Source organism: Dellaglioa sp. CoH-57-MRSF-19 (assembly GCF_056781975.1).
Map to the genome: position 1 here is coordinate 197,565 of NZ_JBXAXW010000003.1, position 20,344 is coordinate 217,908.

At 35.3% G+C, this 20,344-nt stretch carries 19 protein-coding genes; 14 read left to right on the forward strand and 5 right to left on the reverse strand.

Going from position 1 to position 20,344, the window contains the following annotated elements; translation table 11 throughout:
- The first annotated feature begins 10 nt into the window (after positions 1-10).
- The gene (locus tag AC1RO3_RS04665; RefSeq protein ID WP_481761485.1) at positions 11-496 is read left to right on the forward strand and encodes a MarR family winged helix-turn-helix transcriptional regulator; all 486 of its coding nucleotides are present in this window, start codon (positions 11-13) and stop codon (positions 494-496) included.
- Positions 497-570: 74 nt separating this feature from the next.
- Positions 571-2,298: a phospho-sugar mutase gene (locus AC1RO3_RS04670; protein WP_481761626.1), complete on the forward strand. Its 1,728-nt coding sequence runs from the start codon at positions 571-573 to the stop codon at positions 2,296-2,298.
- A gap of 148 nt (positions 2,299-2,446) precedes the next feature.
- On the opposite strand, the gene AC1RO3_RS04675 is transcribed toward AC1RO3_RS04670, so the two are convergent.
- Positions 2,447-3,346, reverse strand: a complete 900-nt coding sequence (locus AC1RO3_RS04675; RefSeq protein ID WP_481761483.1) for a hypothetical protein — start codon at positions 3,344-3,346, stop codon at positions 2,447-2,449.
- Between the two features lie 211 nt (positions 3,347-3,557).
- On the opposite strand from AC1RO3_RS04675, the gene AC1RO3_RS04680 reads away from it, so the two are divergent.
- The 10 genes from AC1RO3_RS04680 to AC1RO3_RS04725 all read left to right on the forward strand — a co-directional run bounded on the left by AC1RO3_RS04680 (position 3,558) and on the right by AC1RO3_RS04725 (position 15,044).
- A complete protein-coding gene (locus tag AC1RO3_RS04680; protein WP_409022185.1) occupies positions 3,558-4,190 on the forward strand; it encodes a YfbR-like 5'-deoxynucleotidase in 633 nt (210 codons plus the stop codon).
- Between the two features lie 86 nt (positions 4,191-4,276).
- Positions 4,277-5,140: a DegV family protein gene (locus tag AC1RO3_RS04685; protein WP_481761482.1), complete on the forward strand. Its 864-nt coding sequence runs from the start codon at positions 4,277-4,279 to the stop codon at positions 5,138-5,140.
- 150 nt (positions 5,141-5,290) lie between these two features.
- Entirely contained in the window at positions 5,291-7,294 is a 2,004-nt protein-coding gene (gene uvrB / locus AC1RO3_RS04690) for an excinuclease ABC subunit UvrB (protein WP_481761481.1), read from the forward strand.
- A 15-nt stretch (positions 7,295-7,309) separates the two neighbouring features.
- Positions 7,310-10,165, forward strand: coding sequence for an excinuclease ABC subunit UvrA (gene uvrA, locus AC1RO3_RS04695; protein ID WP_481761480.1), 2,856 nt, complete (start codon positions 7,310-7,312; stop codon positions 10,163-10,165).
- Positions 10,166-10,266: 101 nt separating this feature from the next.
- The gene (locus AC1RO3_RS04700; RefSeq protein WP_481761479.1) at positions 10,267-10,926 is read left to right on the forward strand and encodes a serine dehydratase beta chain; all 660 of its coding nucleotides are present in this window, start codon (positions 10,267-10,269) and stop codon (positions 10,924-10,926) included.
- Positions 10,927-10,937: 11 nt separating this feature from the next.
- Entirely contained in the window at positions 10,938-11,819 is an 882-nt protein-coding gene (gene sdaAA / locus AC1RO3_RS04705) for an L-serine ammonia-lyase, iron-sulfur-dependent, subunit alpha (RefSeq protein ID WP_481761478.1), read from the forward strand.
- 87 nt (positions 11,820-11,906) lie between these two features.
- Positions 11,907-12,791, forward strand: a complete 885-nt coding sequence (rapZ, locus tag AC1RO3_RS04710) for an RNase adapter RapZ (protein ID WP_481761477.1) — start codon at positions 11,907-11,909, stop codon at positions 12,789-12,791.
- Positions 12,788-13,807 carry a gluconeogenesis factor YvcK family protein gene (locus tag AC1RO3_RS04715; protein WP_409022192.1) on the forward strand — a complete coding sequence of 340 codons (1,020 nt, stop codon included), beginning with the start codon at positions 12,788-12,790 and terminating at the stop codon, positions 13,805-13,807. Before rapZ ends, AC1RO3_RS04715 begins: the two co-directional genes overlap by 4 nt.
- 20 nt (positions 13,808-13,827) lie before the next feature.
- Positions 13,828-14,766: a DNA-binding protein WhiA gene (gene whiA / locus AC1RO3_RS04720; RefSeq protein ID WP_409022193.1), complete on the forward strand. Its 939-nt coding sequence runs from the start codon at positions 13,828-13,830 to the stop codon at positions 14,764-14,766.
- Between the two features lie 26 nt (positions 14,767-14,792).
- A complete protein-coding gene (locus AC1RO3_RS04725) occupies positions 14,793-15,044 on the forward strand; it encodes a kinase to dihydroxyacetone kinase (protein WP_481761476.1) in 252 nt (83 codons plus the stop codon).
- 62 nt (positions 15,045-15,106) lie between these two features.
- Here AC1RO3_RS04725 and AC1RO3_RS04730 read toward each other — a convergent pair whose 3' ends face one another.
- The 4 genes from AC1RO3_RS04730 to AC1RO3_RS04745 form a co-directional block, all read right to left on the reverse strand.
- Entirely contained in the window at positions 15,107-15,625 is a 519-nt protein-coding gene (locus AC1RO3_RS04730; RefSeq protein WP_481761625.1) for a DsbA family protein, read from the reverse strand.
- A 126-nt stretch (positions 15,626-15,751) separates the two neighbouring features.
- Positions 15,752-16,345: an ATP-dependent Clp endopeptidase proteolytic subunit ClpP gene (gene clpP, locus AC1RO3_RS04735; protein WP_409022195.1), complete on the reverse strand. Its 594-nt coding sequence runs from the start codon at positions 16,343-16,345 to the stop codon at positions 15,752-15,754.
- A 112-nt stretch (positions 16,346-16,457) separates the two neighbouring features.
- Positions 16,458-16,877, reverse strand: coding sequence for a hypothetical protein (locus AC1RO3_RS04740; protein ID WP_409022196.1), 420 nt, complete (start codon positions 16,875-16,877; stop codon positions 16,458-16,460).
- A complete protein-coding gene (locus AC1RO3_RS04745; RefSeq protein WP_481761475.1) occupies positions 16,870-18,342 on the reverse strand; it encodes a helix-turn-helix domain-containing protein in 1,473 nt (490 codons plus the stop codon). Before AC1RO3_RS04745 ends, AC1RO3_RS04740 begins: the two co-directional genes overlap by 8 nt.
- A gap of 210 nt (positions 18,343-18,552) precedes the next feature.
- On the opposite strand from AC1RO3_RS04745, the gene AC1RO3_RS04750 reads away from it, so the two are divergent.
- On the forward strand, positions 18,553-19,188 hold the full coding sequence (locus AC1RO3_RS04750; protein ID WP_481761474.1) for a WxL domain-containing protein: 636 nt from the start codon (positions 18,553-18,555) through the stop codon (positions 19,186-19,188).
- Positions 19,181-20,245: a WxLIP family cell surface protein gene (locus AC1RO3_RS04755; protein WP_481761472.1), complete on the forward strand. Its 1,065-nt coding sequence runs from the start codon at positions 19,181-19,183 to the stop codon at positions 20,243-20,245. The genes AC1RO3_RS04750 and AC1RO3_RS04755 overlap by 8 nt, the downstream gene beginning before the upstream one ends.
- Positions 20,246-20,344: the final 99 nt, after the last annotated feature.

Below are 20,344 nucleotides of genomic sequence, written 5' to 3' on the forward strand. Positions count from 1 at the left end.
GAGTTTTGAGATGCAAAATATGAATGGAAATTCTTTTTACGATACACATGAAGTTGAGAAATTAACAACAATTTACAACAGAATGATTCGATTAAGAATAAATGATACGTTAAAAGGGTTTGAACTTTCTGAGAGTAACTTTTTTTACGTGTTGTTAGTTTGTGAGTCACCTGGCGTTAGTCAGGATGAGCTAATCCAAAATATTTATCGGGATCACAGTGTTGTGACACGTGCTATCTCAAAATTAATTAAAGATGGTTGGCTTGAAAAAAAAATGTCGTCCGCAGATAAACGACGGACTGAACTTTATCCTACAGCAAAAGCGATTAATAATTATCAAGATATTTTTGATAGAATTACAGTCGTTAATGATGAAAGTATATCGGTGCTTAGTGAAGAAGAAATTAAGCAATTTGAGCATATTTTGGAAAAGGTAATTAAATCAGGAATTGAACGTGAGCGACTTGCTGGAAGAAAGATATCAGAATTATTCTGATATCTTTTTTATTATCCTGAATAGTAAGCGCATTTATTGTATAATAGTAATATTATATGAATGGGAGTGATATTTTGACTTGGGAAGATAATTATTTAACTTGGTTAAATGAAGAAACACTAGACGCAACATTAAAAAATCAGATTGTTTCGCTTAAAAATAATCAAGAAGATTTAAAAGAATCTTTTTACCAACCAATGGAATTTGGAACTGCTGGTATGCGTGGCTTGATGGGTCCTGGTATTAACCGGATGAACATCTACACGATTCGTCAAGCAACTGAAGGATTAGCTCGCTTTATGGATACGTTAGATGATGCAACTAAAATGCGCGGTGTCGCAATTAGTTATGATTCGCGTTACCAATCACAAGAATTTGCGATGGAATCAGCTAAAGTTTTAGGCGCACATGGTATTCCAAGCTTTGTTTTTGAAAGCTTACGTCCCACACCAGAATTATCGTTTGCAGTCCGCCATTTAGCTACTTACGCCGGAATTATGATAACGGCTAGCCATAATCCTAAACAATATAATGGCTATAAAATTTATGGTGAAGACGGTGGCCAAATGCCACCTAAAGAATCAGATATGATTACTGGTTTTGTTCGCGAAGCTGATGATTTATTTGCCATTAAAGTAGGTGATGAGACAGTATTAAAAGCTGATAAAACACTCCAAATTATTGGTGAAGAAGTTGACGCTGCGTATCTTGCTGAAGTTAAAAAAGTGACAATTAATCAAAAATTAGTTGATGAAGTTGGTGCTTCAATGAAACTTGTTTTCACACCACTTCATGGAACAGGTAAAATGTTGGGTGAACGTGCTTTGAAACAAGCTGGATTTGAACAATTTAAGATTGTGCCTGAACAAGCTGAAGGTGATCCTGAATTCCCAACAATCAAGTTACCTAACCCAGAAGACGCACCAGCATTTGATTTAGCTATCAAATGGGGTCGACGTGAACATGCTGATTTATTAATCGCTGTTGATCCAGATGCTGATCGTATGGGTGTCGCTGTACGTCAAACTGATGGTGAATATAAATTATTAACAGGTAATCAAATTGCTGCTCTAATGTTCAATTATATTTTAACTGCTAGCGAAGAAGCAGGAACTTTACCCGCTAATGCCGTTGGCGTTAAATCAATTGTATCAAGTGAACTTGCAACTAAGATTGCTGAAGCACATCATGCTAAAATGATTAATGTCTTAACAGGATTCAAATTTATTGCGGAACAAATTCAAAACTATGAAGAAACAAATGAACATACCTTTATGTTTGGTTTTGAAGAAAGTTATGGTTACTTAATTCGTCCTTTCGTTCGTGATAAAGATGCTATCCAAGCATTAGTAATGTTATCTGAAGTAGCTGCTTACTACAAACAATTTGATAAAACATTGTCAGATGGATTAGATGATTTATTTAAAGAATATGGTTATTACGCTGAAAATACTAAAGCGTTAACGTTTGAAGGTATTGAAGGTGTTCAAAAAATCAAAGATTTAATGACAATCTTCCGTGATGACGCACCTAAAGATTTTGCTGGCTATAAAGTCGCTAAATTAGAAGACTTCACAACGGGTATGGCGCAATTAGCTGATGGATCATCTGAAGAAATCGGATTACCAACTGCAAATGCGTTGAAATATATCTTAGAAGATGGTTCTTGGATTGCAATTCGTCCTTCAGGGACTGAACCAAAAATTAAATTCTACGTGGGAACGCAAGCTGAAACTGATGAAAAAGCACAAGCTAAGTGTCTTGCATTTGAAGAAGCAATTATGGCAATTGTCAACGCCTAACTAAAAAAGTAGTGCTAAATTTACATTTAGCACTACTTTTTTTGACCTTAAATGGGTTACAAAATTTATAAGCAAATAAAACAGTATTTTGTAAACAACTTTTTAAGATTTATTATTTTCTTTCAGGGCTGATTAACTTGTTTAGTTTCTATTTATTCATTTTTTTCTTTTTAAAGCGGTGATAAAGGTAGGCGATTCCAAGAAAGTAGATGGAAGCGAGTAGGGACGACACGGGGAGAACGCTAAAGATAGTCGGTGGAACAATCATTGCAAGCAATGGAAAGGCATAAGCGGCTGGAATTTTAACTTTGAAAAGATGGAGTATACAAAAAACGAGAGGCATAGTGATTAAGGCGACAACAACATTGGAATCGATTACCATGCAGGCGAGAACACCGATCGTTGCTGAAAGCGTCAAGGCAGTAACCTGTTTGAACACCATTTTTGCCGGATACATCGGCTTTTGTAGCACCTCGAAAAAAACGACAAGAATCGGTGGAATAGCGGCCATCAAAGGCTTTCCAGCAATCGTCACGAGACCAACCCAAATGAGTGAAGAAACGAGAAATAAAAGCATAGCCTGATAGTTAAGGTTTGTTTTTTTTGCGTAGTTTTGATCGAGTTTACGGCCTTTAACGACAATCATCTCGATGAAAGTGAAAATGATGATGGCAATGATGAATGAATATTTGGACGCATTAACGATGATTGGCAAGAGACCTGTAGCCAATGAAGGCGCCAGTGCCGATCGGGTTACCACTAATAGAAAGACCATGATGGCGATCATTAGGCAGATTTTAATTGTGTAAGAAATCTCAAGTAAATTGATGCCAAAACCGATAATTGCGGTGACAGAAGGCAGCAAAAAAAGATTAAACGAACGATCTAACCAATTGGCTTCGTGGTAAATCCACAGTCCAACTGTTAACGCGGCGATTTCAGGTAAAATAATTTCTGAATCATGTAAAAGTGACGCGGCTTGTACCATGATTAAAATCAAGATAAAACCGGTTAAGTATTCAACGGTTTTATTGGCTAAAAACTTCAAAAAAATGTCCTCCTTAAATATAAAGCATGAAAATAAGCATAACATAAAAAAGTAAGGTAAAGTTGCGCGACGTGTTCCAATTGATGTATCAAGCGTTTGCAATGTGAATCAGTTTATTTTTTTGTTAAAAGTTGATGATACTTGAATTAACTTTTCCATATGTGGTAAGATTGTAAAAATTTATATAAAAAATGAGAGGGAGCTGTTAATTATGGGAATGCATCAATACCTACAAAGTTTAAGTAATTTAGAAACGTTAAAACGAGCACCAGGATATTTTAAATATGAAGATCATTCGGTAGCGGAACATTCATTCAAAGTAACAGAAGCTGCTCAATTTTTAGGTGATGTTGAAGAAAATGCAGGAAATACGATTGATTGGCGCATGTTGTATGAAAAAGCGTTGAATCATGATTATACAGAACGATTCATTGGTGATATTAAAACACCCGTTAAATATGCAACAACAACGCTAAGAGAAATGTTAGCAAATGTTGAGGAATCATTATCTGAGAATTTTATTGTGAACGAAATTCCAGAAGAATTCCAAGATGCCTATCGTCGTAGATTATCAGAAGGTAAGGATGATACTTTAGAAGGTAAAATCTTGTCTGTAGCTGATAAATTAGATTTATTATATGAATCATTTGGCGAAATTCAAAAGGGTAATCCTGAATCAGTTTATACTGAAATTTATCAAGAAAGCTTAAAAACGATTCTTGAATTTTCAGATTTAGCGAGTGTTCAGTATATTCTACAAGAAATTCTTCCAGAATTATTAACGGAAGATTTCACAGATAAAGATAAAATTAAAAAAATAACCTTGGATATTATTAAGAAATAGAGTACACATAGGTTAAGGATTGCGTTGTATGCTAGAATAATGCATACAAGGTAGTCCTTTTTTGCTTAAAGAATAGGGAGAAATTAATGAAAACGGCAATTGTAACAGATAGTGCGTCATATATTGATCCAAAAGTAGCCAAAGATAAAAATATTATTGTTGTACCAATCACGGTTATTTTTGGGCAACAGACTTATTTAGAAGATGTGGAAATCTCTGCTTCAGAATTTTATCAAAGAATGAAAGATACGGATAAGTTACCCACAACGTCACAAGTCACAATGGGACAAATGCAAAGTGTCTTCGATAAATTAATTGAAGAGGGATTTGATGAAGTAATTTCAATTCATCTATCAACAGGTATCACAAGTTTTGTGGATAATTTACGTGCTTATTCAAAAACTGTGGAAGGAATTACGGTATATCCGATTGATTCTAAAGCAGCAAGTTCAGCAGAAGCCTTTCTTGTATTAAAAGCTGCTCAATTAGTGGCGCAAGGTGAGCATGCAGACACGATTGTACCTAAAATAGAAGCAATGCGTGAAACGGTGGGTATTTTCTTTGTTGTGGATAACTTGAGCCATTTACTTAGAACGGGCCGTATGACGAATGGTGCTGCGTTTGTGGGTAACTTATTACAAATTAAACCAATTCTGACCTTTAATCATGAAGGTCAAATTATCCCTTTAACTAAGGAACGGACAAAGAAGCGTGCTTTTCAACGGGTAATGGCAGATTTTTCTGATGCGATTAACTCAGTTGATTATCCAATTCGAGTAAGTATCGTTGATGCGAACAATCCTGAAGAGAGTACAAAATGGGTCTCATTTATTAAAACCAACTATCCTAATATTCCAGTTGAGGTTAGTCATATTGGGCCTGTTATTGGCGTCCATACTGGAGAAAAAACAATGGGTCTTATTTGGGGTCGTGATTATTTAGTTGATTAAGTTATTCTGAAAAAATAAGTGAGATAACGTGCGAAAGTATGTTCGGTATGCTAATATAATTAGTAGAGAATAATCATTTTTAAATGAGCCTGGGTAGGTTATTCCAGGCTTTTTTTAATTTCTAAAAATGATTGTATTGGAGGGGTTAACTTGATTGATAGACATGATGATGGCGTTTTTGACTTAGTTTCAAAGTACGAACCAACTGGAGACCAACCGAATGCGATTAAAACTTTAGTTGATGGATTAAATGATGGTAAAAAAGAACAAGTATTACTGGGTGCAACGGGAACGGGTAAGACGTTTACCATTTCAAATGTGATTAAAGAAGTTAATCGTCCCACATTAGTCCTTGCGCATAATAAAACATTGGCTGGACAATTATATGGTGAATTAAAAGAATTCTTCCCGAATAATGCGGTGGAATATTTTGTGAGTTATTATGATTACTACCAACCAGAAGCTTACGTTCCTTCAAGTGATACGTATATTGAAAAAGATTCCAGTATTAACGATGAAATTGATAAATTACGACATTCTGCAACAAGTTCATTATTAGAACGTAATGATGTGATTGTTGTTGCATCTGTCTCAAGTATCTTTGGATTAGGTGATCCAACAGAATATCGTGATCATGTTATTTCATTGCGTACTGGAATGACAATGGAACGTGATGATTTACTTAGAAAATTAGTCGATATACAATTCGAACGAAATGATATTGATTTTCAACGTGGTCGGTTTAGAGTTCATGGAGATATTGTGGAAATTTTCCCAGCATCTCGTGATCAAAAAGCTGTTCGTATTGAATTTTTTGGCGATGAAATCGATCGTATTCGTGAAGTTGATTCATTAACAGGTGAAGTTATGGGTGAACTTGAACACATGGCTATTTTCCCCGCAACGCATTTCATGACGAATGATGATGTGATGGATCATGCCATTGAAGGTATTGAAGTTGAATTGGCTGATCGATTAAAAGAATTAAAAGATGAAGATAAATTATTAGAAGCCCAACGTATCGATCAACGAACTACTTATGATTTAGAAATGTTACGTGAAATGGGCTATACATCCGGAATTGAAAACTATTCCCGCCATATGGATGGACGTAAACCTGGCGAACCTCCATATACATTAATTGATTTCTTTCCCAAAGATTTCTTGATCGTAGTTGATGAATCTCATGTAACCATGCCTCAAATTCGAGGGATGTACAATGGTGATCGCGCTCGTAAACAAATGTTAGTAGATTACGGATTCCGTTTACCTAGTGCACTGGATAACCGACCATTAACGATTGCGGAATTTGAAGAGCACGTTAATCAAGTCATTTATATGTCTGCAACACCAGGACCTTACGAAATGGAACGGACGTCAGATGTTGTTCAACAAATTATTCGACCAACTGGATTACTAGATCCAATCATTGAAGTTCGTCCAATTATGGGCCAAATTGATGATTTAGTTGGCGAAATTAATTTACGTATTGAACGCAATGAACGTGTCTTTGTCACAACATTAACCAAGAAAATGTCAGAAGATTTAACTGATTATTTGAAAGAGTTGGGGATGAAAGTTGCGTACTTGCATAGTGATATTAAAACGATGGAACGAACGAAAATTATTCGCGATTTACGCTTAGGCACATATGATGTTTTAATTGGAATTAACTTATTACGTGAAGGTATTGATGTTCCTGAAGTGTCATTAGTGACAATTTTAGATGCCGATAAAGAAGGTTTCTTACGTAGTGAACGTTCTCTAGTTCAAACAATTGGTCGTGCAGCTCGTAACGAAAACGGACGAGTGATTATGTATGCTGATAAAGTGACGGATTCAATGAAGGGCGCAATGGAAGAAACGCAACGCCGCCGTGATGTCCAAATGGCATATAATGAGGAACATCATATTACGCCAACTACGATTAAAAAAGCCATTCGTGAGTTAATTACGCCAACAAAAATTGAAGATAATTCAGGAACTGTTAAAACCTTTACCGAAACTGAATTTTTGGATATGGATAAAAAGGAACAACAAGATATGGTTGATCGCTTAGAAGGACAAATGAAAGAAGCAGCTAAAAAATTAGATTTCGAAACAGCTGCATCATTGCGTGATACGGTATTAGAATTAAAAACACAAATGTTATAAATAGGGGGATATTTCTTGAAAAATGATAAAATTGTGATCCATGGTGCGCGTGCGCATAATTTAAAAAATGTGGATGTCACTATCCCAAGAGATAAATTAGTTGTGATTACGGGACTTTCAGGATCAGGGAAAAGCTCATTAGCTTTTGATACACTTTATGCTGAAGGACAACGTCGCTATGTTGAAAGTTTATCAGCATATGCACGTCAATTTTTAGGGCAGATGGATAAGCCAGATGTTGACTCAATTGATGGGTTATCACCTGCTATTTCGATTGACCAAAAAACAACTTCAAAAAACCCACGATCAACAGTTGGGACAGTCACTGAAATTAATGATTATTTAAGATTATTATGGGCTAGAGTTGGACATCCAATTTGTCCAAATGATGGTCATGAAATCACGAGTCAATCCGTTGAACAAATGGTTGACCGTGTTTTAGAGTTAAAAGAGCGTACAAAACTTCAAATTTTATCACCTATTATTCGCAATAAAAAAGGACAACATAAAAAGATATTTGAAACGATCAAACGAGAAGGATTCGTCCGTGTTCGAGTTGATGGCGAGCTTCATGATATTGATGAAGAATTTGATCTTGAAAAAAAGGTCAAACACTCTATTGATATTGTGATTGATCGGATTGTTGTCAAAGAGGGCATTCGCTCACGTTTATTTGATTCATTTGAAGCAGCATTACGTTTATCTTCTGGCTACGCCACTGCAGATATTCTTGATGGTGATACAGATGGTGCAACAATTCAATTTTCCGAACATTATGCATGTCCTATTTGTGGATTTACAGTTGGAGAATTAGAACCACGTTTGTTCTCATTTAATGCACCATTTGGTGCTTGTGAAACTTGTGATGGTTTAGGAATGAAGTTAGAAGTCGATGAAGATTTAGTCGTTCCAGATCCAACTAAAACGCTAGCAGAAGGGGCAATTGAGCCATGGAATCCTATTAGTTCGCAATATTACCCATCGATGTTAGCCCAAGCTGCAGAAGCTTTTGGAATTCCAATGGATGTGCCATTTGAAAAGTTAACAGATGAACAACGTGATATTGTTTTGAATGGCGCTGGAACACGTGAATTTCATTTCCATTACGCTAATGACTTTGGTGGCGTTCGTGATGTAGATGCATTATTTGAAGGGGTTATTACAAATATTAGTCGTCGTCATACGGAGACTAATAGTGACTTTACGCGTGAACAAATGCGTAAATATATGACCAGCTTAACGTGTCAAACATGTCACGGTTACCGCTTGAATCGTAAAGCATTAGCCGTCCAAATTAATGGCCAACATATTGGTAAAATTTCCGCACTTTCAATTGGTGACGGCTTACCTTTCTTTGATAACGTTAACTTGTCAGAAAAAGAATCAATTATTGCAGCACCTATTTTGAAAGAAATTCGTGACCGCTTAACATTCTTACAAAATGTTGGCTTAAATTATCTGACATTATCACGTTCTGCAGGAACACTTTCAGGTGGAGAAGCACAACGGATTCGACTAGCCACGCAAATTGGCTCTAATTTATCGGGTGTTTTATATATTTTAGATGAACCTTCAATCGGGTTGCATCAACGTGATAATGATCGCTTAATTGAATCACTTAAGAAAATGCGTGATTTGGGTAATACTTTAATTGTGGTTGAACATGATGAGGATACCATGATGGCTGCTGATTATTTAATTGATGTTGGTCCTGGTGCTGGTGAATTAGGTGGTGAAATTGTTGCTGCTGGAACGCCCACACAAGTTAAAAAGAGTCGCAAATCATTAACTGGACAATATTTATCAGGAAAGAAATTTATATCATTACCTGATGAACGACGTGCTGGCAATGGTAAGAAGATTCGAATTACCGGCGCAAAAGAGAATAACTTAAAAAATGTAACGGTCGATTTTCCTTTAGGTAAATTCATTTCAGTTACAGGTGTCTCAGGTTCCGGTAAATCAACTTTAGTGAATGGTATTTTGAAAAAGGTATTATCACAAAAGTTAAATCGAAATTCTGAAAAACCAGGTAAATATAAATCAGTTTCTGGTGTTCAAAATATTGAAAGTGTTATTAATATTGATCAAAGTCCAATTGGTCGAACACCGAGAAGTAATCCCGCAACTTATACAGGCGTCTTCGATAATATTCGTGATTTATTTGCGGAAACTAACGAAGCAAAATTACGTGGTTATAAAAAAGGTCGTTTTAGTTTTAATGTCAAAGGTGGACGTTGTGAAGCCTGCAAAGGTGACGGGATTATTAAAATAGAAATGAATTTCCTACCAGATGTCTATGTGCCATGTGAAATTTGTCACGGGGCACGCTATAACTCTGAAACACTTGAAGTGACTTACAAAGGTAAGACAATCTCTGATATTTTAGATTTAAAAGTTGGCGAAGCTTTGAAATTCTTCGAACCAATTCCTAAAATCAGACGTAAACTGCAGACAATTGTTGATGTTGGTTTGGGCTATGTTTCGTTAGGCCAATCGGCAACAACATTATCAGGTGGTGAAGCGCAACGGATGAAGTTAGCTTCTGAATTACATCGTCAATCAAATGGTAAGAGTTTTTATATTCTTGATGAACCAACAACTGGTTTGCATACAGATGACATTAAACGCCTACTTAGCGTTTTAAATCGTTTGGTTGATGCGGGTAACACAGTCTTGGTTATTGAACATAACTTAGATGTGATTAAAACATCTGACTATTTAATTGATTTAGGTCCAGAAGGCGGCGAAGGTGGCGGAACGATTCTTGCGACTGGAACACCAGAAGAAATTGCTGAAGTGCCTGAAAGTTATACGGGACACTATTTAAAACCAATCTTAGAACGTGATCGTGCGAGAATGAATAAATAAATTAAGAAGTCAGATGAAAATCTGGCTTTTTTTTATTCCTTTTTTTTTAAAAAGTGTTAACTTTAAAGAAGACATAAAATAAATTGGAGGAACGGCTGACCATGGGCAATAACTATAAGAGTGTTTTTGATATTATTGGACCTGTTATGATCGGACCATCTAGTTCACATACAGCTGGTGCCGCTAAAATCGGTAAGGTTGGATTTCAATTATTTAATGGGAGAATCACTAAATTAAAAGTTCGCTATTATGAATCATTCGCAAAAACACATCGCGGGCACGGGACTGATTTTGCGACCGTTGCTGGGGTATTAGGCTTTGAACCTGATGATGTCCGTTGCCCACAGTCAATTCAGATTGCGGAAAAAATGGGGATTGAGATTCAGTTTATTGAAGATGCACACCCAAGTCCAATTAACCATCCGAATAGTGTTAAATTAACGATTGAAAATGAGACAAAAAAAATCGAATTAATGGGTTGCTCAATTGGTGGTGGCACAATTGAAATTAGGGCTTTCACTATAAAAAAACAACAATTTTTTCCAAAGGGTAGTTTACCGATACTAGTGTTGGAAGCTAATCCAGTAAATAAAAATAAAATTCAAAAACAAATCGAAAAATCGACAACTATTGTTATGCAAAGTGAATCTGAGTTAATGCCAGAGGATATTATGTATGAATATGATTTATCCAAGAATATTACTGAGACTGATATTAAGCAACTGCGATTATTAACGCACAATCTCATTTATTTAAAATAGGAGGTTCCATCTTGTATAAAAGTATTGCTGAGTTAGTTTCAACTGCTAATAAAGAACACAAATTAGTTTCAGAATTAATGATTGAACAAGAAATGGCGCAATCAAGTGAAACTAGAGACGTTATCATTGAAAAAATGTCTGCTAATCTTGAAGTGATGAAGCAAGCGATTGAAAAGGGATCAAATGGTGAAGGCGTTTCTTCAGCAACGGGATTAACGGGTGGAGATGCGGTCTTACTACGGAAATATCGTGAGAAAGGGCACTCTTTATCTGGGGATGCTAACTTAGAGGCGATGCAATATGCAATTGCGACTAATGAAGTCAATGCTTCGATGGGACTTATTTGTGCGACACCGACTGCAGGTTCATCTGGAACGTTGCCTGGGGTTATTTTCATGATACAAAAACGATTAAATTTATCACATGAAAAGATGTTACAAGCTTTATTTACGTCAAGTGCCTTTGGAATGATCGTGGCAAATAATGCCATGATTGCCGGAGCGACTGGTGGCTGTCAGGCAGAAGTCGGCAGTGCATCAGCAATGGCAGCAGCTGCCGCCGTTGAGGTTACTGGTGGAACGCCGGAACAATGTGCAGAGGCTTTTGCGATGGGACTTAGTAATTTATTGGGACTGGTTTGTGATCCAGTTGCTGGATTAGTTGAAATTCCATGTATCAAGCGAAATGCAATAGGAGCCGTGAATGCTTTAACGGCAGCAGATATGGCACTTGCTGGATTATCTAACAAAGTACCAGCTGATGAAGTTATTATGGCTATGAAAGACATTGGCGAACGTATGCCGAGCTCGCTTAGAGAAACTGGGATTGGTGGATTAGCTAGTACACCAACGGGCCAAGCAATTAAAATGAAAATATTTGGTGAAACGATATAGGGTTGGAAACAACTCTTTTTTTGTGCGCAGATACAAAAGAAACACCAGGTATGTTATAATAATTATAGTAGATTTGGAGGAATGAATATGACAGATACGTTAGAGCTAGTTGTAATTACAGGGATGAGTGGGGCCGGTAAGACGGTCGCAATGCAAAGTTTTGAAGATTTAGGTTATTTTTGTATTGATAACTTACCACCAACTTTATTACCTAAGTTCTGGGAGTTGGTAAAAGAGTCAGGTAAAATTTCAAAAATTGCCCTTGTTATGGATTTAAGATCAAGAGCTTTTTATGATGAAATTATCGAAATGTTATCAGGATTTGATAACACTGAATTTGTAACCACTAAAATTGTCTTTCTTGACGCATCAGATGCAGAATTAGTTTCTCGTTACAAAGAAACAAGACGTGCGCATCCGTTAGCAATGGAAGGCCGTCTGATGGATGGCATTGAAAAAGAACGTGACTTATTAAATGATATTAAAACACAAGCACAATTAGTGATTAATACGACTAATTTGTCACCACGTCAGTTACGTGAAGAGATTTTTCATAATTTTGAAACCAGAGAAACAGCTAATTTTCATGTTGAAGTCTTATCATTCGGATTTAAATATGGCCTACCTATCGATGCAGATATCGTGATGGATGTCCGTTTCTTACCTAACCCACACTATATTCCAGAATTAAAACCACAAACTGGCTTAGATAAGGCAGTTTATGATTATGTGATGAAACAACCAGCTACAGAAGGTTTTTATACCAAATTTGAATCGTTAATTGAGTCAATTTTACCTGGCTACGAAGCTGAAGGTAAAACCAATTTAACGATTGCGATTGGCTGTACTGGTGGACAACATCGCTCAGTTGCTTTAGCTAAAAGATTGAGTGAAGAATTGAAAATTAACTATCCGGTGAACGTTACACACCGTGATATTAATAAAAGTAAAGAATCGGTCAATCGATCATGACGAGAAGTGGACATAGACCTAAGATAGTCGTTATTGGTGGCGGAACAGGGCTACCCGTTATTTTAAAAAGTTTAAGAGATAAAAATGCTGATATCACGGCGATTGTAACGGTTGCTGATGATGGTGGTTCGTCAGGTATTATCAGAGATTACGTGAATGTTGTGCCGCCTGGTGATATTCGTAATGTTATTGCCGCATTATCTGAGTTACCAGAAATATATTTAGATATATTCCAGTATCGGTTTGATACGTCCGATCGATTTTTTGCAGGACATGCGATTGGTAATTTAATTATTGCAGCACTAACTGAAATGAAAAATGGTGTTTTTGCTTCTGTCCAAGAATTATCAGAAATGATGAGAGTTGATGGACATGTCTATCCCGTTGCGGATGAACCGTTAGTATTAAATGCAGAATTTTCTGATGGCACTTTTTTAGCGGGGGAAGCAGAAATAACTGCCGCTAGAAAATCAATTAAGCGTGTTTGGGTAACCTCAAGTGAAAAAAGTGAAACTAGTGTGCCAGAAGCTGTACCAGAAGTTGTTCAAGCTATTCTTGAAGCAGACCAAATTGTCCTTGGACCTGGGAGTTTGTTCACAAGTATTTTGCCTAATTTAGTTATTGGTAATGTGGGTAAGGCACTGTCTGAAACAAAAGCAGAAGTTGTTTATATCTGTAATATTATGACGCAAAAGGGTGAAACAGAACATTTTACTGATGCTGATCATGTGCGTATTTTGAATGGGCACCTAGGTAAATGTTTTGTGAATACAGTGCTTGTGAATACGGCACCGGTTCCTGAAGGTTATATGGATAAAGAAAAATATGATGAGAATTTAATTCAAGTTGAACATGACTTTAATGGATTAAGGGAACAACATTGTCGAGTGATTTCATCTAACTTCTTAAAATTAAAAGATCAAGGTGTCTTCCATGATGGCAATAAAGTCGTTGAAGAATTAATCCGTTTAGTTGGTCGACCAAATCGCGAATTAAGACATAGAAAGACTATTTAGTACAGAGATAAGGTGAAAGAATGTCATATGCAAGTGAAGTGAAAAAAGAATTAACGACCCTCAAAGTCAGAAAAAATAATGCTAAAGCAGAGTTAATGGCGTTAATTAGAATGAATGGGTCTTTGAGTATTATTAATCATCAATTTGTTTTAAATGTTCAGACTGAGAATCCCGCAATTGCGAGACGGATTTATGAACTTTTAAATGAATTTTATGACATTACAAGTGAACTATTAGTTCGTCGTAAAATGAAATTAAAGAAAAATAATATTTATATTGTACGTTTAAAAACAGGTAGTGATTTTGTTTTAAAAGACCTGGATATCATTGAAGATATGCAACTTAAAATGGGTGTACCAATGGATCTGTTGGCCCATGATGATATGATGATGCGTTCATATTTACGTGGGGCATTTTTGGCAGGTGGTTCTGTTAATAATCCTGAAACAAGCCGTTATCATTTGGAAATTTACTCAGTCTATGAAGAACATAATCAAACAATTTGCGAAATGATTAATAAATTTGGATTCAACGCTAGAATGACTGAACGTCGAAGTGGTTATATCGTTTATTTAAAAGAAGCAGAAAAAATTGCTGATTTCTTGTCATTAATTGGCGCAACAACGGCTATGTTGAAGTTTGAAGATATTAGGATTGTCCGCGATATGCGTAATTCAGTTAATCGCATGGTTAATTGCGAAACAGCTAATATGAATAAAGTGGCGGATGCTGCGAATAAACAAATTGCTAATATTGAGTTTATTGCACATTCTGTTGGTTTAGGGCAATTACCTTCTAAATTAAAAGAAGTTGCTGAAACACGTCTGGTTCATCAAGAAGTTAGTTTGAAAGAATTAGGTGATTTAGTACCAGGTGGTCCAATTTCAAAATCTGGGATTAATCATCGGCTACGAAAAATTAACGAATTTGCTGAAAAAGTTCGAATTGGTGAAAAATAAACGAAATTTTAAAGAGGTGAGATAGCATGATAACATTTAAATATGATACGCAACTACTAATAGAAGGTAGTACATTAGACGAGGACCAATTGAACGATAAGATTTTACGTCAATTCAAAGGTGATAGTTTACTTGTTGCGGGAGATTCTGATTTAATGAAACTGCATTTCCATACGAATGCGCCGTGGGAAATATTAGAATATTGTGCTGGACTTGGAGAAATCTTTGATGTTGTTGTTGAAGATATGGTCAGACAATCTAAAGGATTAAAAGGTTAACCAAATAAAATACGCATATAACTGATAGCTTTTATCTTAGCTATTAATTATATGCGTATTTTTTATTTATCTAAATATGATTTTAAGGTAGCTAGATCAATTGATTCATCAAAAATATGGTCGTCAACGATAACGGTTGGTACAAATTGAATATTTGCGTCGTTAGCTTCAGCGATAATTGAGTTAATGTAAGTTTTATCAGAAACGTCAGTTAAACTAAAGGTCTTTTCCATATAGGCAGCAACCTCATCCAGTGTTAAGTCTTTCCACGTATCTTGCGTTTTAAATAATTCAGTTATTAAATCGTAAGATTTTTGCGGATTATCTAAAGGAAGATAATGATGAGCAACATTACCACGTTGTAAGGATTCTTTTTCTTTATCAAAAAGTTTGATGACACGTTTTACACGTCCGTTTGCAACATAAGAATCTAAAGTCTCTTTAGATTTTTCGAACCATTCTTTTGAGTAGGGGCAACGTAGGTTAATAAACTCAATAATTGTTTTTGGCGCGTCAGAGTTACCAATCACAAGTCCAAAGTCCCGATTTACTTTTGAAGCATCAATAATTGAAATATCCATTTTTATCAGTCCAGTCTTCATTTATTAGCGTCAGTATAGCATAAGACGGGTTCATCTGAATAATTATCCGCTCAAAAAAAGGACACTAACAAAAGTTAACTTGTTAGTGTCCTTAAACGTTAAAGCTTATTTAAGCCCTTTTTTGTTAGTCATAATTTTATCAATCAAACCGTATTCTTTTGCTTGATCAGCAGTCATAAAGTTATCACGATCTGTATCTTTATCGATAACTTTAATATCTTGACCAGTTGCATCAGCTAAAATTTGGTTAATCAATGTTCTTGTTTTCAAGATATGTGCAGCAGCAATTTCAATTTCTGTTGCTTGACCTTGAGCGCCACCAAGTGGTTGGTGAATCATAATTTCTGAGTTAGGTAATGCAAAACGTTTACCCTTTGTACCAGCAGTTGCCAATACACTGGCCATTGAAGCAGCCATACCCATAACGATTGTTTGAACATCAGCATTGATGAAGTTCATTGTATCGTAGATAGCTAAACCGGCTGAAACAGAACCACCGGGTGAGTTAATGTAAATTGAAATATCTTTTTCTGAGTCTTGAGCGTCTAAGAAAAGTAATTGAGCGATAATAGCATTTGCCATATCATCATTAACTTCACCAGATAACATAATGATTCTGTCTTTTAAAAGACGAGAGTAGATATCATAGGCACGTTCGCCACCGGCAGATTGTTCGATAACTGTAGGAACCATATTCATAGTTAGAAACCTCCGAATTTATTATTATTTACTTTTTTTATATTAGCATTTGAACTAATGTAATGCTAGTTTAAACCCTTGGTCAAAAAAGGTCAAATAAAATAAACTAAATTTATTCTTTAGTTTCTTTTAAAATAATCGCATCTGATGACCTTGTTTTTGAACCATAGAGTAGGTTCCCTGATAAATGACGAACCAAGTAGCCAGAATAAGATACTGAAAGGGCTACAGGTGGTTTAATAGGTGTTACAGAATGTTGCGTTGAAACAAAAGCGATTGGTGATTTATCTGTTACTTTTTTCTTAACCTTACGAGGTTTTTGTTTTTTAGGTGCCGAAACCTTAGGGGACACAGGTTCTGCATTTTTTCTGGGATCCATTGGATTCACAGGAGCTACACGAGAATCTTCACTATCGCTTCGCGGTGTTGCTTTAATTTGTTTGGGTACATACATGGATAAAATGAACAAGTTAGCTACGATTGAGGCTAAGGAAATTCTAGTTAGGCGGGATGTTCTAAACTTTTTATGCATTAGTGATATCCTCCTGACTATCTGTTCGAATAGCCACAACCATATTAGCAAATATCTCCCAATCAGAAGCTAATGGTGGACTATTCCAGATTAGGTAGCGACTGGGGACATCTGCCATCAAGAAGTCAGAAAGGTAAATATCGGTTTGATCTGTTAATTTGTAGTTAACTTCCAAATTAAAGAAGGGCATTGAATCAAGATTTTTGTGAATTAAATCATTGTAGTTACTCCCTTTTGAAAAATCAATTGTTATATGCACCGGTTTTGAAACGGTTGGTAAATCAATATAACGAATGAATAAGAAAAGATATTCTGATTTTAAACGGGCCATGTTAATGTTTTTTTCTTTGAAAATATCCGGTACATTCGTTGTTAAGTTAGTTATCAATTGGTCAACGAAGATATAAAACCAACTATAATTTTCTTTTAAAATAGTATTATCTACGGCAACTTGCCAACTAAAATCAATTTGGGCACTATGGTAACTAGAAAAATGAATACGAGATAATTCGTCAAATAATGTCATATAACTTTGTTCACTTAATGTGATATCAAAGAACTTTTGTAAGTCTTTAATAACAAAATTATTGAGTGATTCAATTTGTGAAAAGAAAGATGAGTTATTAAATGTAACGTCAACAATGTCTTCCATATAAAGGAAATTTAGAACAAATACTGTTTCAATTGATAACTGTTCATCCGTAAGTCCATTAATACCTGGATTTTCTTGAAGACAGTCTTGAATATTGGACATGATTGAGTCTGAATTAGCAAAATTAACATCAGCAAAACGATTAGTATCATTTCGATTAGAAGCTAAACTTTGTATGAGAACAGCTGAAAAATACTTTAGTTTCAATAATTGTATTTGTGTGAGATCAAGATTTAAGCTAGAAATTAATTGGTTAGAAAATAAACTAGAATTACGATCAACTTCTTCATTAAATGGGAAGTTGTAGTTCTTATAGACAGCTAAATAAAGGTTATAAAAAAATAAGCGAATATTTTCTTCAGGACCTACTAATTGGAAGTTTTTAGTGATTTTAAAGCCTAATTTTTGTAACATATCATCTAAAAATTTCTTGGTCCGATAACCAGTTGCTTCACTTAAAAATAACGATTCGGTGAAGGATTCTATACTAAAATTAGGGTTAGTAAATAGCGCATTCAGCATCAAAAATTGAGGTGACTGCTTAGCGTATAGAAGTAATAGGTGATCGATGGAATCTAAGCCATTTTTTTGTAGACTTACTTTGTTATTGCTAACTTTTAATAAATAGTAATCGTCTAATCCTTCAGTGACAAGATCTTCTTCTAAAGACTTGATAGTTGTTGCTGTATAATATTTTGACCATTTAAAATGTTTTTGGATGTCTGTTTGCGAAGCAGATTGGTCATAAGTATTCTCAAGATAAGAAAATAATTCTAACTTACGAATATCATCTTTGTTAAATATAAAGTCCATTTATCGCGATTCCTCCTCATTAAAGAGTATGTACTATCCATTATAGGGGAATTGCCAACGGTTTGCATATAAATCTAGAATCAATAATTATCATATTTTTAAAAAAATTGACAAAAGTGGTGATATAAAATAACATGTCATTAATATATGTATTCAAATTATAGAAATAACAGAAGAGTAATTTTTTTAGACAGGGAGAGGGAAATCTTTATGAATAAAATAGTATTAAGCGCCTTTGTAACACTATTAGGTCTCTATATGACTGCATCTGAGGCAACGATTCAAGCGGCGAAAACTAATCGTGGTAGTGCGCAATCCGATTTGTCTATGGATTTTCAATCTGGAGCAACAACAGTCGATTTTGCTTCTTCCCTTAGTTTCAATACAACTAAAATTGATTCGAATGATAAAAAAAGTTATGCCAAAGCGCAAGATATGGCAACAGGGGCAAGCACACCCAATTACGTTCAAGTTTCAAATTTTAGCGGAACTGAAAATGGTTGGGTGCTTGAAGCTAAACAGAGTCGCCAATTTGAATCTGAAGAGACGCATAAATCGTTAACGGGTGCCTATCTTAGTTTTAGTAATGGTGAACTTGTTTCCATTTCTGCGGATAAAAAACCTGGATTTTATAAGAAAAATTTTGATTTGTCTGTAGGAGCTAATAAAGTAGTCGTTGCCGCAAAAGGTGATGAAGGATACGGCACTTGGGTTTACCGTTTTGGGAATGAGGCAACTAAAGGAAATAGTATCGCTTTGAATATTCCCCGTGAGGCAACTAAGATGACAGATGTCTATCGTAGTGAAATTACATGGTCATTAAATGATGTGCCATCAAATGAATAATAATGAAATGATAACCACAAAATTTATTAAAAGATTCGGCTATTTATTTTTATTCAGTATTTTATTTTTATTCGGAGTGGACATTAAGCAGGTTAATGCCAGCCAAGTTGACTTTTCTGTTCAACCTATGATATCTGACTATCAATTAGATAAGAAAAAAACTTATTTTGATTTAAAAGCAGCACCAGGAACTAAAACACAGCTGAAAATTAAGGTAGCTAATCTTATTGATAAATCACTAACGTTTGAAGTCCTCATTAAGGATGCAACAACAAACTATAATGGGGTTGTGGAGTACGCGGAATCACAAAGTAAAGTATTGGCACAACAGCCGTTCTCAGTGGTAAAAGCAGTTAGAGCTCGTCAGAATCGTATAACTGTTCCTGCAAAAAGTGAAAAAATAGTTACTTTGGATGTTGCGTTACCCAATACGACTTTTGCAGGTGTCGTTGCGGGAGGTATATCGGTGATTGAAGACAATGATGCTCAGTCTCAAACAAAGTCAGAACGAGCGGTTATTGATAATCGTTATTTATATACGACTGCGGTAATATTCCATGGAGAACAACCTGTAACTAGCGCACAAGTAAAATTAAAAACGGTTGATATCACACAAATTAATGCACGTAATGTGATTGCTGCGAGATTTGAAAATCAGAGCGCTATGTTTTTAAATAAAGTTCAAATAAATACACAAGTCAGACGGTTAGGTAGTTCAAAAGTATTATATCGAGCAAGTAATAAGGACATGCAAATTGCCCCAACCAGTGCGGTTACCTTTCCAATTCCATTAGCTGCTGGTGAATTACTCAAAAGTGGTACCTACGAACTTAGTGCAGAGATGACTTCTAAAAATCAGGCATGGCATTTTAAACAGAAATTTACGGTAAGTGGATCAAAAGCAAGAATATTGAATGAGAAGGATGTTACAATCGATCAAACAAATTACTGGATCTATTGGATATTACTCTTGTTCGTACTGATAATCGTTAATGTTTTTGTTATATTATGGATTAATCGAAGATTAAAAAGAAAGTATCAACAAAAAATTAAATAATTTAAATGAAAAAGTTATTAATTAAGGGATATTATCTTTTAATTAATAACTTTTTTATTTTCAAATATTTTTAAAAAGGTAAAAAATGTGATTTAACAT